We start from the raw sequence: 15,603 nt of genomic DNA, 5'->3' as shown, positions 1-15,603 counted from the left end.
CCGGGTGGTCTGCATGGGGTCACGCGCCGGGAGTTGGGTGTCGGGGTGCACGGTGCGGGGTTCGTGGGTCAGGGCGGTGGAGGTGGCTCGGTGCGGGGTTGTGGCGGGGCGGGTTCCGGTGGTCATAGCGAGAGGGAAACGCCCGGTCACATTCCGAACCCGGAAGCTAAGCCTCTCAGCGCCGATGGTACTGCAAGGGGGACCTTGTGGGAGAGTAGGACGCCGCCGGACTTAACGTAGTAACACCAGGGAACCCCTGACCATTCGTGGTCAGGGGTTTTCTGCGTTCCCGGGGTTGTTCTGCGTCATCCACAGCGCAGGAAGGACGGGCGGGTGCCGCGGTAAGGTTGGCGGGTCATGACTGCGCCATTCACCACCGCCTCCGGCTCCGACATCCGCGTCCGCTTCTGCCCGAGCCCGACGGGGACCCCGCACGTGGGGCTCATCCGCACCGCCCTCTTCAACTGGGCCTACGCCCGCCACACCGGCGGCAAGCTCGTGTTCCGCATCGAGGACACCGACGCAGCCCGCGACAGCGAGGAGTCGTACGCGCAGATCCTCGACGCGCTCCGTTGGCTCCGGCTCGACTGGGACGAAGGCGTCGACGCCGGTGGCGAGCACGTACCGTACCGGCAGTCCGAGCGCACCGCGATCTACGACGACGTGATCGCGAAGCTCAAGGCGTCCGGACACATCTACGAGTCCTTCGTCACGCCGGACGAGATGGAAGCCCGCAACAAGGCAGCCGGTCGTGATCCCAAGCAGGGCTACGACAATCACGAGCGTGACCTGACCGACGCCGAGCGCCAGGCCTTCCGTGACGAGGGCCGCGAGCCGGCGCTCCGTCTGCGTGTGCCGGACCGCGACCTGAGCTTCGACGACCTGGTGCGCGGCGAGATCACGTTCAAGCAGGGCACCTTCCCGGACTTCGTGGTGGTCCGCCCGAACGGCAAGCCGCTCTACACGTTCACCAACCCGGTCGACGACGCCCTGATGGGGATCACCCACGTGCTCCGTGGTGAAGACCTGCTGTCGTCGACCCCGCGACAGATCGCCCTGTACGAGGCGCTGTACGAGATCGGCCTCGCGCCGTCCATCCCGGTGTTCGGACACCTGCCGTACGTGATGGGGGAGGGGAACAAGAAGCTCTCGAAGCGTGACCCCGAGTCGAACCTGTTCCACCACCGCGCCGCCGGCATGATCCCCGAGGGGCTCGTCAACTACCTGGCACTGCTCGGGTGGTCGATCGGCCCTGACCGCGACGTGTTCTCGATCGACGAGATGGTCGCGGCGTTCGACGTCACCGACGTCAACCCGAACCCGGCCCGCTTCGACCACAAGAAGGCCGAGGCGATCAACGGGGACCACATCCGGCTGCTCGCACCGGACGACTTCCGGTCGCGCCTGCTGCCGTACCTGACGGAGTTCGTCAGCGACCCGGCGACCCCGGAGCAGCTCGAGGTCCTGACGAAGGCCGCCCCGCTCGTCCAGGAGCGCATGCAGCTGCTCGGTGAGGCACCGGCGATGCTCGGGTTCTTGTTCACGGCCGACGCCGATCTGGTGGTCGAGGACGACGCGCTGGCATCGCTCAAGGGCGACACGGCGACCGTCCTGACGGCGGGCATCGCGGCGCTCGAGGGGGTGCAGGACTGGACCACCGAGTCGATCGAGGGTGCGCTCCGTGCGACCCTCATCGACGAGCTCGGCCTGAAGCCCCGCGTGGCCTTCGGCCCGTTGCGCGTCGCCGTGTCCGGGCGTCGGATCAGCCCGCCGCTGTTCGAGTCGATGGAGATCCTGGGCAAGGAGTCCACCCTGACCCGGCTCCGCGCCCTCGCGGCGCGCTGAACGACCGTGGGCAGCACCGAGCAGACCGTGCCGATCGTGCACGACGTGGCGGTCATCGGCGCCGGGCCGGCCGGCCTGAGCGCGGCGCTCAACCTGGTCCGGGCGAAGCGGACCGTGCTGCTCGTCGACGCGAACCGGCCCCGGAACGCCGCCACCCTGCGGTCGCACGGTTTCCTGACGCGGGACGGCATCTCGCCGCTCGAGCTCCGGAAGCTCGGCCGGACCGAGGTCGAGGGCTACCCGGAAGCGACGGTCGTGCAGTCCGTCGTCGACCTGGTGGCTCCGGACCCTGACACGGACGCCTGGCGGGTGCACGGTTCGTGGCGCGGCACCGAGCTCGACGCCCGCGCCCGGACGGTCGTCGTCGCCACCGGGCTGCGTGAGGAGTTCCCGGCACTGCCGATGCTCCGCGCGTTCTACGGCACGGCGGTGCACAGCTGCGTCGAGTGCGATGCGTACGACAAGGCCGGGCAGCCGCTCGCGTTCATCTGCGAGACCGACGACGTGGTCGACCGCGCGCTGCTCATCGCGTCGTGGACGGACGACCTGATCGTCTACACGAACGGCATCGCGCCGATCGACGATGCGGGTCGCGCACGCTTGGCGGCGGCCGGTGTCGTCGTGGACGAGCGGGCCGTCGAGGACCTGGAAGGGGACCGCACCGGGATGACCGGCGTCCGGCTCGCCGACGGCCACGTCGAGCCACGCGCCGGCGGGTTCGTCCGCCCGGTGTGGCACGCGGACCTCGACTGGCTGCACACCAGCACGGGCACCAGCGCCGGCGAGAGCACCAGCGTCAGCGCCGGCGAGAGCACCAAGGCCAACGCCAGCGCCAACGTCGGTGGGAGCACGACGACGACCGCGGACGCCGACACGCCCGGGTCGCTCGGAGGCCTGCTGCGCGACCCGCAGGGACTCCTGGTGGTCGACCGGGTCGGCCGGACATCGGTCCCGGGGCTCTACGCCGTGGGAGACGTCACGCCGCCCGGCCCGGAACAGCTCATCGTCGCCGCCGGGCACGGAGCCGCGACCGCCGCTGCCGTGCACCGAGACCTGGTTGGTGGTCTCACGGACCTCCGGGATGCTGTACAGTAGTTGATCGTGCCCCGGGTGACCGGGCCAGAAGGCCGACAGGCCTTTTGGGGTATGGTGTAATTGGCAACACAGCGGTTTCTGGTACCGTCGTTCTTGGTTCGAGTCCAGGTACCCCAGCACTTGATGAACAGCCCCCGGGATCTCTCGGGGGCTGTTCTCGTTCCGCGGGGCGGTTGCGCGGAACCGCACGATCCCCGAGCGATGAGCCACCGCTGCGCGAGAACTGCCCAGGGCGGTGGACCGATCGATCCGGATCCGCAGCCTCCGTGGCGGGCGCGGGCCGCGCCTCCAGGCCGGGTTGCGGTTCCCCGCACCCACCCGGCACCTGCTCGCGTGCGCGGGGAGCGCGGTCCTACGGTCGGAAGACCGTCGCGGGAGTCGTGGCGGTCCGCTGCCGAGCACCCGAGGTGTCATCGTGACCTCCGCCGACCCGCTGACGACCATCGATCCCTGGCACCACCCAGCCGCCGTCCCCGCGGCGGCCGACCACTCCGTGCTGGACCGCTGGGACCGCGTGGTGGCGCTCCGGGGCGACGCCGCCGCGCTCGCGGGGAACGGCCGTCCGTACACGTACGCCCAGGCGGACCGGGCGTCCCGCGCGCTGGCCGCAGCCCTGACCGTGACGCTCCGGCCCGACGACCACAGCGGCGCCGGCGTGGACGAGACCCCCGGCGGGGCGTCGAAGCCGGTCGGGCTGATGGCGGGACAGTCGACCGAGGCCGTGATCGGGATCCTGGCGCTGGTGCGTGCCGGTCGGACCGTGGTGGTGCTCGACGACCACCTGCCCGCCGCACGGCTGGCGCACGTGGCCCGGCTCGCCGGAGTCGACGAGATCGTGGCCGACACCGAACGAGCGGCACCGGCCGCCGGTGTCGTCGCGGAGCGGGACGGCCGGGTGCACGCACTCGGCGAGCTGCTGGACGTGGGCGCACCCGGGGATGCCCCTGCGACGGACACCGCAACCGCACCCGGTGGTGCCCCCACGACGGACGCCGCAGGCGCCCCCGGCGGGCGGGACCCCTTCGCGATCGTCTTCACCTCGGGCTCGACCGGCATGCCGAAGGGCGTGGTCCTGACGCACCGGCAGCAGATCGCCAACGCCGAGCAGGATGCCCTCGCCCTGGGCCTCGGACCCGGCGACCGCCTCGGTGTGGTCCTGCCGCTGTCGTTCGCGGCCGGGCTGCTGTTCTCGTTCGACACACTGCTGTGCGGCGGCACCATCGTGCTGCTCGAGCCGCGTGACCTCGGTGTCGAACGGCTGCTCGGACGGTTCCGGGACGACGGCGTGAACGTGCTCGTCTGCACCCCGCACCTGCTGCGCTCGATCGTCGGGTCGCAGAGCGCCCCCGGAGCGCACGGGACCGCAGCCGGGACCGCACCGGTGCTCGGCGGCCTGCGCTTCCTGATGACCACGGGCGAACCCGTCACCGGCGCCGACCTCGCCGCAGCCCGACCGCACCTGGACCCGGACACGCTGCTCCTGAACGCCTTCGGTTCGAGCGAGACCGCGTGCGTCGCGTACTGCCCGGTGGCCCCGGGCGAGCCGGTGCCCGAGGGCGTGGTGCCCGCCGGGTGGCCACTGCCCGGCAAGACCGTGCTCGTGCTCCGTGAGGACGGCAGCCGGGCCGACCCGGGGGAGACCGGCGAGCTCGTCGTCGTCTCCGACGCCCTGACCGCGGGCTACTGGGGCGCGCCGGAGAAGACCGCCGAACGGGCCGGTCGCACCGGCGAGGCCGAGTCCGCCGTCGGCATCCCCGTCGGGACCCCGAGCTGGCGGCAGGGCGACCTGGCACGCGTCGACCCCGACGGCCGGCTCGTGCTGCTCGGCCGGTCCGACGACGCCGTGAAGGTCCGCGGCTACCTGGTCGAGCCGAGCGAGGTCGAGGCGGCGCTCCGCGCGGTCCCCGAGGTGCACGACGCGGTCGTGACGGCACAGGTCGATCCCGGTTCCGTCACCCGGCTCGTCGCCTACGTGGTCGGCCGGCCGGGGCAGCGCACCCCGGCACCGGGTGCGCTCCGACGGGCACTCCGCGACCGGCTGCCCGAGTACATGGTGCCGGCGTCGATCGTGCCGATGACCGAACTGCCGCGGAACGAGCGGGGCAAGGTCGACCGGGCCGGACTCCCCGGGGCGCCGAGCGTCGAGACCGAGATGGTCGAGGGTGAGTACGACCAGTGGGAGCTCGTCGTCGGGCAGATCTGGGCCGAGGTGCTCGGCCTGCGGGGCGTGCACCTGGACGAGGACTTCTCCGCGCTCGGCGGCGACTCGCTGTCCGCCGAGGAGATGCTCGCCGTCGTGCAGGACCGGCTCGGGGTCGACCTGCGCTCGTCCGACGTGCTCGAGCACCCGACGCTCCGCGCCTTCGCCCGCCGTGTGCGGAGCGGGACGAGCGCGCTGCCGAGGCACCCCGACGTCGTGAAGGTGTCCGAGGCGCGCGAGGGCGGCCGTCCGCCGGTGTTCTGCTTCGCGGGTGGCGGTGCCCTGGCGCTGACGTTCCTGCCGCTGTCGCGCCACCTGCCCGAGCACGACGTGTACGCGTTCCAGCAGCACGGGCTCGAACGCCGCGGGGTGCCGGACTGGACCATCGAGCGGAGCGCCCGCCGCTGGGTCGCCCTGATGCGCATCGTCCAGCCCCGGGGACCGTACGTGCTCGTCGGGCACTCGCTCGGCGGACTGGTCGCGCTGGAGATCGCACGGCTGCTCACCGAGAGCGGCGAGCAGGTCGAGCACCTCGCGCTCCTCGACACGTACCTGCCGCGGACCGGGTCCGACACCGCTCGGCTGCACTTCGGTCGGCTCGAGCCGCGCGAGCACCGCAACCCCACCGTGCGGGCCGTGCGGCAGCGCGTGGACGGGGCACTCCGGCGCGTGCTGCCGTCCGGGACGTCGTGGGGCGAGCACGTCGCCAAGCGCCTCCGGGCCTACACGGCCGGCGTCCTGCGTCACGGCGGCCAGCGACACTTCGACGCGTTCTTCGACCAGGCCGAGCTCGTGACCAGACGGCACCACCCGACGCCGTTCCACGGGCGCGCCACCTACGTGCTCGCCGACGCGAACCCCGACGCCGCCGGCTGGTCCGCGCTGCTGCGCGGGGAGACCGAGACGGTACGGATCGCCGCCGAGCACAGCTCGCTGCTGCGGGAACCGCACGTCGCCGACCTCGCGACGGCGCTGCGGGCCGCGTTCGCGACGGAGCACGCACCCCGGAGCTGAGCGGCTGCGCACCGGGTGCGGTGGTCGCGACCAGGAAGCGGACGGGAGGCGCGGGGCCGGCCGGCACCGCGCCTCCCGTCCGCTCGTGGCTCGTCCACCACCCGTCGGCCGCCGCGCCCGGCGGCCCACCTGCGCGAGCGTTGCGGGTTTCCGTATCCGCACCCGGGTGTCCGCAAGGGACCGCAGCGTGCATTGACCCTCCCGCCGGCCACGGCGATGGTTGGAACCGCGGGGGAGAGTACCCACTCACCCGCGGCAAGCCGGCGGCGTCGTACCCGCGTCCCGCTGCTCGACCGACGACGATCACCGTCGTCGAGGCGTCATCCGAGGACGCACCGCTCGTCTCGACGAGCCACCACCCGACAGCAACCCTGACCCGACAGGACCGCGCCATGCCCGTACGTACCGTCCGCCCTGCAGACCCGAGGGTCTCCGTCGTCATCCCGGCGCGGAACGAGGCCCGCAACCTCGAGATCATCCTCCCGAAGCTCCCGCCCGTGTACGAGGTGATCCTGGTCGACGGCAACTCCGTCGACGACACGATCGCCACGGCCCAGCGGGTCATGCCCGGCATCCGCGTCGTGCACCAGACGCGCAAGGGCAAGGGCAACGCCCTGGCGTGCGGGTTCGAGGCCGTCACCGGCGACGTCGTCGTGATGTTCGACGCCGACTGCTCCGCGGACCCCGACGAGATCCCTCGGTTCGTCCAGGCACTCGTCGAGGGCGCCGACGTCGCGAAGGGCACCCGGTACTCGCTCGGCGGCGGCAGCGACGACATCACGATCGTCCGCAACATGGGCAACCGCGGCCTGAACCTGCTCTGCAACGTCATCCTCGGCACCCGCTACAGCGACCTCTGCTACGGCTACAACGCCTTCTGGGCCGACGTGCTGCCGGAGATCGGTCTGCTGTCGTCCGAGCTGCCGAAGCCGGCCGACGGTTCGATGCTGTGGGGCGACGGGTTCGAGATCGAGACCGTCCTCACCTGCCGCTGGTCGGCCGCCGAACTCGCGATCACCGAGGTGCCGAGCCACGAGAAGCTCCGCGTGCACGGTTCCAGCAACCTGAACGCCGTGACCGACGGCATCCGCGTGCTGAAGTCGATCATGCACGAGCGCCGTCGCGCCGCCATCGGCCGTGCCGAGGTCCGCCGGGCGGCGATGAGCGTCGTGCCGCCGGCCAGGCAGCTCGTTGCCGGGCACGCTCCGGTGCACGCCGCCGGACACGCTCCGGTGCACGCCGCCGGGCACGCTCCGGTGCACGCCGCCGGGCACGCTCCGGTCGGCACCCCCGTCGCCGCGACCGCCGGCATCCTCGAAGAGGACGTCGCGTGACGAGCGTCGCGGTCGTCATCTGCGCCTACACCCAGCAGCGCTGGGGCGACCTGCAGGACAGCGTCGAGTCGGCCAGGCGTCAGCCCGAGGCGCCCGAGGTCGTCGTCGTGATCGACCACGAGCCCGAGCTCCTGCTGCGCGCCGCGGCCCGCTGGCCCGGACTCCGCGTCGTCCCGAACACCGAGGACCGCGGGCTGTCCGGTGCCCGGAACACGGGCGTCGCCCTGACGGACGCCGACGTCGTCGCGTTCCTGGACGACGACGCCACGGCGGACCCGGACTGGCTCGGGCACATGCTCACCGCGCTCGAGGACCCCGAGGTCGTCGGCGTCGGGGGCCGCGCCACCCCGTCCTGGCCGACCGCCACCGGCGCCGGCCCGTACGCCGACGAGCTGCTCTGGATCGTCGGCTGCTCGTACCGCGGCCTGCCGGAGACCCCCGGCGACGTCCGCAACGTGATCGGCTCGAGCATGGCCTTCCGCCGCGACGCGATCCTGCTCGCGGGCGGGTTCCGCTCGGGCATCGGTCGGGTCGGCAACCAGCCGCTCGGGTGCGAGGAGACCGAGCTCTGCATCCGCATCGCCCAGGCCCGTCCGGGTGCGCGGATCCGCCACGAACCGCGGTCGAACGTGTCGCACCGGGTCTCACCGGACCGTGTCACCATGCGGTACCTGCGTCGTCGCAGCTACTACGAGGGCATCTCGAAGGCCGTCCTGAGCCGCCGGGTCGGCACGGGGGACTCGCTCGCCAGCGAGTCGACCTACCTGACCCGTGTGATCCCGGGCGCCGTGCTGCGGGAACTCCGCCACGTCGGTCGTGGCGGAGGCCTGCGGGCGTACGCCATCGCGCTCTCCGTCGTCTCGACGGTCGCGGGCTACGCCGTCGGCCGGGTCCTCGGCGCCCTCGTCGTGCGGACCCCGCCGGCACCCGCCCCGCTCCCGCAGACGGTGGGGACGCCGTGACCCGCGCGACCCTGGCGATGGTCCTCTCGCCGATCGTGAGCGGACCGCTCGTCCCCACGTGGGACGGCGCGCTCTGGATCGGCGAGGTGGACCGGGCCGACGTGCACGCGTCGAGCCACCGGGACGTCATCGCCCTGCAGGGATCGGCCGGGTACGGGCGTGCCCGGCTGCTCGTCCGCGACCGCGGTGAGCCGCTCGGCTTCGTCGAGACCGAGATCACCGAACGCCGCCGCATCGGCGGCACGATCGACGTCCGTGCGCTGCAGCGCGCGATCCGGCCCATGCCGGCCCCCGAGCGTCGGCCGGCAGCAGGTCTGGTGCTGCCGTCCGTCACCGTGGTGCTCTGCACGGACGGCGCCGCCGGCACGACCATGCGCTCGGTGCTGGCGAACCGGTACCCCGACTTCGACGTCGTGGTCGTCTCCCGCGGTGCCGACGACGAGGGCGTGGCGACGGTCGACATCGGCGGACGCCGGGTCACCACCATCGCCGCGCCGGGTGAGGGGCTCGCCGCCGCGCGGAACGCCGGTCTGCTCGCCGCCTCGGGCGAGGTCGTCGCGTTCGTCGACGAAGGCGCCGTCGTCGACGGTGACTGGGTCGACGCCGTCGCCCGTGCCTTCGCGGCCGCTGACGACGTGGACTGCGTCACCGGTCTCGTGCCGAGTGCGGAACTCCGCACCCCGGCACAGCGCTGGCACGACGCCCACACCCCGGGGGCGCGCACCGTCCGCCGTCGGGTGTTCCGGCTCGACGACGCGGTGGACGACCTGCCGCTGCACCCCTTCGCCGCCGCCGCGTACGGCACCGGCGCGAACCTCGCCGTCCGCCGTGCGGCCGCGCTCCGGATCGGTGGGTTCGACACCGCCTTCGGTCCCGGCACCAGCGTCGGTGGCGGCGACGACCTCGACCTCTTCACACGACTGCTGTTCGCCGGATCCGCGATCGCCGTCGAACCGGCCGCCATCGCGTGGCAGCGATCGGCGGACGACGTCGCGTCGCTCCGCGCGGCCGCCGCTGCCCACGGCCACGGACTCGGAGCCTGGATGACCAAGAACGCCTTCGACCGCGACACCTTCACCGCTTCGGTGGACGCGGCCCCCGAGGCGATCAACGCCTTCGCCCGGCTCGGTCTCGAACAGGGCGACCGTGCGTCGGACGTCGCCGGGGACACCGGCACGGACCGGGCCCGCGCGACGGACCCGGTCGACGCGCAGTTCGCCGCGACCGAACGGCGGCTGCGGGGCGTCGAACGACGGTCGGTGCTCACCGCACCCGTCCTGGCGCTCGTCGAACGCCTGCGGGGTGGCGGCACCATCGACCGCACCGCACGCGGTCGTCACGAGCTCCGGCACGGCCTGGCCGGTACCCGCTCGGGCCGCCCGGTGGTGGCGGACGCCATGGGGCCGCTCACCCGGCTGAGCGCCGCGGGGCTCGTCACCGCGACGCTGCTCGTCGCGGTCGTCGGCGCCGTCGGTGACCTGCCGGTGCTGCGGGGGAGCGCGATCGGCGTCTTCCTGTTCGCGCTGCTCGGTGTCGCACCGCTCCTGCTCGTCCGTCCGATGCCGCTCGCCCGGTTCAGCGTCTTCGCCGTCACGGCGTCGCTGGTCGGCACGATCGCGATCGGCTACACGATGGCGACGTTCCGCATCTGGGAACCGACGGTGCCGTTCGTCGGGGTCGTCGTGCTCACCGCCCTCGCCCTGGCGATCGCGGTGCCGCGGGACCTCGCCGAACTCCGGCGCGCCCGCCTGCTGCCCACCGACGGTGCCGCACCGGCGCGCCGGTGGTCACCGACGCACACCGTGACCGCCGCTTCGGTGGCCGGTCTGCTCGTCATCGTCGTCGCCGCGCTGACCCACGTCGGCGATCCGGTGCCCGACGGCCTGTTCGGATCGCTGGGCCCCGGCCTGGTGATCGGCCTCGCGATCGTCGTCGCGGCCGCCGTCGTCGCCGTGGTGCGCGGCCGCGGACTCGCGGTCCCCGTCGTGGTGCTCGGTGGGAGCATCCAGCTCGCCCAGGCGATCACCTACGGCATGCCGACCGTGATGGCGGCCGCCCGGCACATCGGAGTCCTGGAGTACATCCGACGCTGGGGCGGGACGAACCCCACGGCCGACATCTTCCAGACGTGGTCCGGCCTGTTCGCTGGTGGCGCCTGGGTCGCGGACGTCGGCGGCATCGACAACGCCATGACCATCGCCGCGTGGGTCCCCGTCCTGCTCGCCTTCAGCACGACGATCGCGGTCGGTGTCCTGGCCGCCAACTGGCTGCCGGGCAACCGTCGTCCGTGGATCGCCGCGTTCCTGACGGCGATGACCGGTTCGCTCAACACGACGTACTTCTCGCCCCAGTCCGTCGGCATCCTGATGTCCCTGGTGATCCTGGTGCTCGCCGTCGGCCCGCTGCGCCGGACCGCCGTGACCACCGACGACGGCCTGCGGACCACCGTGCTCCGTCCACGCCGTGTCGGCCTGTCCCGGATCATCGCGATCACGGCGATCGGCATCGTGCTCGTCGTGACCCACCAGATCTCGCCCTACCTGACGGTCGCGGCGCTCGTGACCCTCGTCGTGTTCCGGTTGCTCCGCCCCTGGTGGCTGCCCGTCGTCGTGCTCGTGCCGGCGATCGGGTTCGCGATGCTGAACGGCGACGTGCTCGGCAAGTTCCTGTCCCTGGCGGCGGTCGGCAAGGTGCTCGACAACGTGCAGCCGCCGTCGCACGACATGACGGTGCTGCCGAAACCGCTCGTCACCCGGCTCGCGTTCGACGTGCCGGCCGTGGCACTCATCGTGCTCGGCCTCGTGGCGGTGCTCACCGTGCTCATGCGTCGTGACCGCGTGCACTGGGGCCTGCTCACCGCCGCCGCGAGCCCGATCTCGTTGCTCGTCGCGACGAACTACGGCCAGGAGGGCATCTTCCGGGTCGTGCTGTTCGCGACACCGTGGATCGCGATCCTGGCGGCCGGCCTGCCGAGGCCGAGCGGCCGCTTCGCGTGGGCCGGTGAGCTGCTCGAGCGCACCTTCCGACCGACGGCGGTCACGGCCGTCTTCGCCGCCGCCGCCGTGGCCGCGATGGTCGCCGTCGGCGCCTTCGGCCAGACCGCCCTCGACTGGAACCGCGTGCCCCCGCGCAGCCAGTCCGCCGCGACGCAGTTCTACGACGCCACCGCCCCGAAGGGTTCCGTCATGCTGCTGACCGGTTCGGCGAACGCCGTCCCCAGCAACACCGGGTCGCGCTACTTCGACGTGGGCTGGTTGTCCCGCGAGGTGCTCGGCGACTACCCGGGACCCCGGGGCTACGACGCCGTCGACGACGTCTCCGAGATGACCCGTTCGCTGGTGCTCGAGTGGCCGGCCACGCAGTACTACGCCATGGTCGCGGAGCCGTTCGGCGCGTACGACGAGCGCTACGGGTACCAGACCGAGGCCGACTACCAGCGGGTCCGGGCAGCCATGGCCGACTCGCCGTACTGGAAGCGTGTGTGGGGCTCCGGCACCACGACGGTCTACCGGATCACCCAGGCGGGCCTCGCGCATGCCGCGGACTGACCGTCGGCGGACCGGGCGGGCGTGGCGCATCGGTGCCGCGTCCGCCGCGGCGGTCCTCGCGCTGGTGGCGCTCGCCGCCCCGGCCCTCGACGCGACGCGTGCTGCGGCCTCGGCATCGACGCCGACCAGCCGTTCCGAGGGCGGTGGTCCGGCGGTGCCCGGCCCGGCCGGTGTCGACTGCAGCGCCGGTCGTGTCCTCACCCTGGTGGCGCACGCCGACGACGACCTGCTGTTCTCCGGCACCGAACTCCGTGCGGACGTCGACGCGGGCAAGTGCGTCCGCTCCGTGGTCGTCACCGCTGGCGACGCCGGCAAGCCCGCCTGGTACTGGCAGGCGCGTCAGGACGGGCTGATGGCGTCCTACGCCGAGATCGCCGGCGTCGACCCGGTCTGGACGACCGGACAGGCCACCGTCGCGGGACGCACACTGCACACCGAGACCCTGGCCACCGACCCGGCGCTCAGCCTGGTGTTCCTCCAGCTGCCGGACGGCGACGTCGACGGTTCGGGCTTCGCGGCCGACGACGACGAGAGCCTCGAGAAGCTGTACCAGGGCCACATCCCGACGATCCACACCGTCGCTGACGCGTCGCAGCCGGCGTCGTACTCCCTCGCCGACCTGCGCGCGACCGTCGGCGGACTGTTCACCGACTACGCGCCCACCGAGGTCCACACCCTCGACCACGGCGGGTCCTACGGTGACGGCGACCACAGTGACCACCACACCGTCGCCTACCTGGCCGCCGAGGCCCAGGCCGCGTCGGCGACGTCCCACACCTTCACGGGGTACCTCGGCTACCCGATCGCGGACCGACCCTCGAACCTGACGGCGGCGCAGACCGCGGCCAAGTCGGCGGCGTTCTTCGCCTACGCGGCGCACGACGGGGAGACCTGCGCGTCGGCCTCGGCGTGCGCGTCCCGCCCCGAGGGCTCCTGGCTGAGCCGGCAGTACACCGTCGGGTCGTCCACCGAACCGCCGACGGACCCGCTGCCCGAGCACGGCACCGACGTCACCTCCGGCGCATCGGTCACGGCGAGCGCCGAGAACCCGGCCGACGGCCAGACCGCCGCCAAGGCCGTCGACGGCGTCGTCAGCGGCTACCCGGACGCCCCGACGGCCGAGTGGGCTGCCCCGTGGGGCGGCGTCGGGACGTGGATCCAGCTCGACTGGGCCGCGGGTACCACGTTGCACGAGGTCGACCTCGCCGACCGGCCGAACGGGGACGACCGGGTCACCGGCGGCACGCTGACCTTCTCGGACGGCTCGAGCGTGGCCGTCCCGGCGCTCGACGACGGCGGTGCCGTGCAGCGCGTGGCGTTCGCTGCGCGCCACGTCACGTGGGTCCGGTTCACCGTCGGCTCGGTGAGCCGGACGACACGGAACGTCGGTCTGGCCGAGATCCGGGCGTTCGCCCCGGAGCCGCCGACCCCGACCCCGACGCCGACCCCGGATCCGACGCCGACGGCATCCGACGTCACCGCCTCGTCCGTGCCGACGGCCGCGTGGGACGACGCGTCCACCGGGCAGACGGTCGACAAGGCGGTCGACGGGGTCGTCTCGGGCTACCCCGCCGACACCACCGCCGAGTGGGTCGCCCCGTGGGGGCGGACCGGCGTCTGGATCCAGCTCGACTGGGCCGCCTCGCAGCGCCTCAGCCGGATCGTGCTGCACGACCGTCCGAACAGCGCCGACCAGGTCACCAGCGGGATCCTGACGTTCTCGGACGGCAGTCAGGTCGCGGTCGGTTCCCTGCCGGACGGCGGCGACGCCCTGACCGTCGACTTCACCCCGCGCAGCGTCTCGTGGGTGCGCTTCACGGTGACGGGCGTCTCGGACAGCACCGGCAACGTCGGACTCTCCGAGCTCCGCGCCTGGACGACCGGATGACCGACGACCAGGGGGACCGCCAGGAGGCCCGCCCCACGTGGTCGGAACACGTCGCCGACGACGCGGCGTCGGCCAACGGCGCGGCACCGGCACACGGACGCGGCCTGTCCCGGCACCGCCCGCCGCGCCGCCGCGCACGACGCGCCGCCTTCGCCGCCGGTGCGCTCCTGGCCGCCGCCGGCATCGTCGCCGGCACCGCGACCGCCACCACCACCGCGAACGGGGACGACGTGACCCTCGACGATCCCAGTGGCGTCTCGATGCCCTCCGACCAGCCGGCCGGGTGGACCCGGGTGTTCGGCGAGGACTTCGCCGACACCGCCACGAACCGCACCTTCGAGTCGCGGTACGCCGAGCGCTTCGTCGCGTACCACGGCTTCGCGGACACCGCGGGGACCGGGCGGTACCAGGCGTCGACGCTGTCCACGCACGACGGCCTGCTCGACGTGCGACTCCGGACCACCAGCGCCGGTGTCCCGCTCGCCGGCGGTGTGGTGCCGCTCGTCGACGGGCAGTGGGGCGGACAGACCTCCGGCCGCTACAGCATCCGGATGAAGAGCGACGAGGTCGACGGGTACGGCGTCGCCGTCCTGCTGTGGAGCGATCAGAACCTGTGGTCGGACGGTGAGATCGACTTCCCGGAGGGGGCACTCGGTGCGCCGGCCTGGCTCAACGTGCACTGCTTGTCCGATCCGGCCGAGAAGTGCGTCCACGAGCAGACCTCGGCCTCGCTGGCCGACTGGCACACCTACACGATCGAGTGGACGCCCGAGCGGATGTCGTTCCTGGTCGACGACGAGGTCGTCGGCACCACGACGGAGAACATCCCGACGGCACCGATGCACCTGGTCGTCCAGGCGGGCTCGAACGGTGGGGACCCGCCCGCCGACGCCGAGGGCTCGCTGCTCATCGACTGGCTGACCATCGACGTGCCGTCTGCCGGGGCCGCGCCCGCGGCGACGCTGCCGTCCGACGCCCCGACCGACTGAGCTGCTCCGGACCCCGCACCGAGACCGGGGCGTGGTCGACGCTCAGTGCTCCGCGTGGTCGCGGAGTGCCTGCAGCAGCGCCGCGACGTGACGGTCACGGCCGTGGTGGTCCCGCACCCAGGCTCGGCAGCGGTCCGCCAGGCCTGGCTCGGTGCCGCTCGCGTGCAGTGCCTCGATCAGCGTGTCGGCGAGCGCGTCGGTGTCGGTCGGTTCGACGGTGAACCGGGCCCACTCGCCGCGCAGGATCTCGGCGGTGCCGCCCGATGCGGCCGCGACGACGGGGCGGCCGGTCGACATCGCCTCGACGACGACGCGGCCGTAGCCCTCCGGTTCGATGGAGGGCGCCACCACGACGTCGGCGGCGTGCAGCACGGGGACGACGTCGTCGCGCTCCGGCACCACGATGACGGACCCCGGTGGCAGCCTGCTCCAGGTGCACGACGAGCTCATCCTCGAGGTCGCTCCGGGCGAGCAGGAGCGCGTCGAGGAGATCCTGCGCACCCGGATGGGCAACGCCGCCGAGCTGACGGTGCCGCTCGACGTGTCCGTCGATCCGCAGCGGCCGTCCGCCGTGGTCCACCTGGGTAGGGTCGAGGGCATGACCGATGACCGTCCTGTCCGCCAGCCGTCCGCCGTCGACCGTGTCGCCGAGGACTGGGTCACCACACTCGTCGACCTCGACCCGACGACCGCCACGTACATCGGGGTGCCGGGGCGCACGGGGGAGT

9 protein-coding genes, 1 tRNA gene, 1 rRNA gene and 1 pseudogene are annotated in these 15,603 nt (G+C 73.0%); 11 read left to right on the top strand and 1 reads right to left on the bottom strand.

Annotated features, from left to right (window positions below; genetic code table 11):
• The first annotated feature begins 114 nt into the window (after positions 1–114).
• The 10 genes from rrf to BOSE127_RS17415 all read left to right on the top strand — a co-directional run bounded on the left by rrf (position 115) and on the right by BOSE127_RS17415 (position 14,875).
• Positions 115–231: ribosomal RNA gene (rrf, locus tag BOSE127_RS00965) — 5S ribosomal RNA — on the top strand.
• A 126-nt stretch (positions 232–357) separates the two neighbouring features.
• Complete coding sequence (gltX, locus tag BOSE127_RS00960) at positions 358–1,845, top strand: glutamate--tRNA ligase (RefSeq protein WP_159555996.1); 1,488 nt, start codon at positions 358–360, stop codon at positions 1,843–1,845.
• 6 nt (positions 1,846–1,851) lie between these two features.
• The gene (locus BOSE127_RS00955; protein ID WP_017887117.1) at positions 1,852–2,940 is read left to right on the top strand and encodes an NAD(P)/FAD-dependent oxidoreductase; all 1,089 of its coding nucleotides are present in this window, start codon (positions 1,852–1,854) and stop codon (positions 2,938–2,940) included.
• 45 nt (positions 2,941–2,985) lie between these two features.
• A tRNA-Gln gene (locus BOSE127_RS00950) sits at positions 2,986–3,057 on the top strand.
• Between the two features lie 298 nt (positions 3,058–3,355).
• Positions 3,356–6,154 (top strand): alpha/beta fold hydrolase, encoded by a 2,799-nt coding sequence (locus BOSE127_RS00945; protein ID WP_159555995.1) that lies wholly within the window; start codon positions 3,356–3,358, stop codon positions 6,152–6,154.
• A 392-nt stretch (positions 6,155–6,546) separates the two neighbouring features.
• Positions 6,547–7,488 (top strand): glycosyltransferase family 2 protein, encoded by a 942-nt coding sequence (locus tag BOSE127_RS00940; RefSeq protein ID WP_159555994.1) that lies wholly within the window; start codon positions 6,547–6,549, stop codon positions 7,486–7,488.
• The gene (locus BOSE127_RS00935) at positions 7,485–8,450 is read left to right on the top strand and encodes a glycosyltransferase family 2 protein (RefSeq protein WP_159555993.1); all 966 of its coding nucleotides are present in this window, start codon (positions 7,485–7,487) and stop codon (positions 8,448–8,450) included. The genes BOSE127_RS00940 and BOSE127_RS00935 overlap by 4 nt, the downstream gene beginning before the upstream one ends.
• On the top strand, positions 8,447–11,998 hold the full coding sequence (locus tag BOSE127_RS00930; protein WP_159555992.1) for a glycosyltransferase: 3,552 nt from the start codon (positions 8,447–8,449) through the stop codon (positions 11,996–11,998). The genes BOSE127_RS00935 and BOSE127_RS00930 overlap by 4 nt, the downstream gene beginning before the upstream one ends.
• Positions 11,985–13,886, top strand: a complete 1,902-nt coding sequence (locus tag BOSE127_RS00925) for a DUF7402 domain-containing protein (RefSeq protein ID WP_159555991.1) — start codon at positions 11,985–11,987, stop codon at positions 13,884–13,886. The genes BOSE127_RS00930 and BOSE127_RS00925 overlap by 14 nt, the downstream gene beginning before the upstream one ends.
• Positions 13,883–14,875: a glycoside hydrolase family 16 protein gene (locus BOSE127_RS17415; protein ID WP_159555990.1), complete on the top strand. Its 993-nt coding sequence runs from the start codon at positions 13,883–13,885 to the stop codon at positions 14,873–14,875. The genes BOSE127_RS00925 and BOSE127_RS17415 overlap by 4 nt, the downstream gene beginning before the upstream one ends.
• A gap of 42 nt (positions 14,876–14,917) precedes the next feature.
• Here the strand turns inward: BOSE127_RS17415 and BOSE127_RS00915 are convergent, their stop codons facing one another.
• The gene (locus BOSE127_RS00915; protein ID WP_159555989.1) at positions 14,918–15,274 is read right to left on the bottom strand and encodes a glycosyltransferase; all 357 of its coding nucleotides are present in this window, start codon (positions 15,272–15,274) and stop codon (positions 14,918–14,920) included.
• Between the two features lie 25 nt (positions 15,275–15,299).
• Here BOSE127_RS00915 and BOSE127_RS17475 point away from each other — a divergent pair.
• Positions 15,300–15,425 (top strand): annotated as a pseudogene (locus BOSE127_RS17475) (DNA polymerase); the annotation flags it as partial.
• Positions 15,426–15,603 lie beyond the last annotated feature (178 nt).

It is taken from the genome of Curtobacterium sp. 8I-2 (genome assembly GCF_902506155.1).
Taxonomy (GTDB): Bacteria; Actinomycetota; Actinomycetes; order Actinomycetales; family Microbacteriaceae; genus Curtobacterium; species Curtobacterium poinsettiae.
The sequence above is the reverse complement of the archived record's forward strand: the minus strand, read 5'-3'. Positions and strand labels throughout refer to the sequence as shown.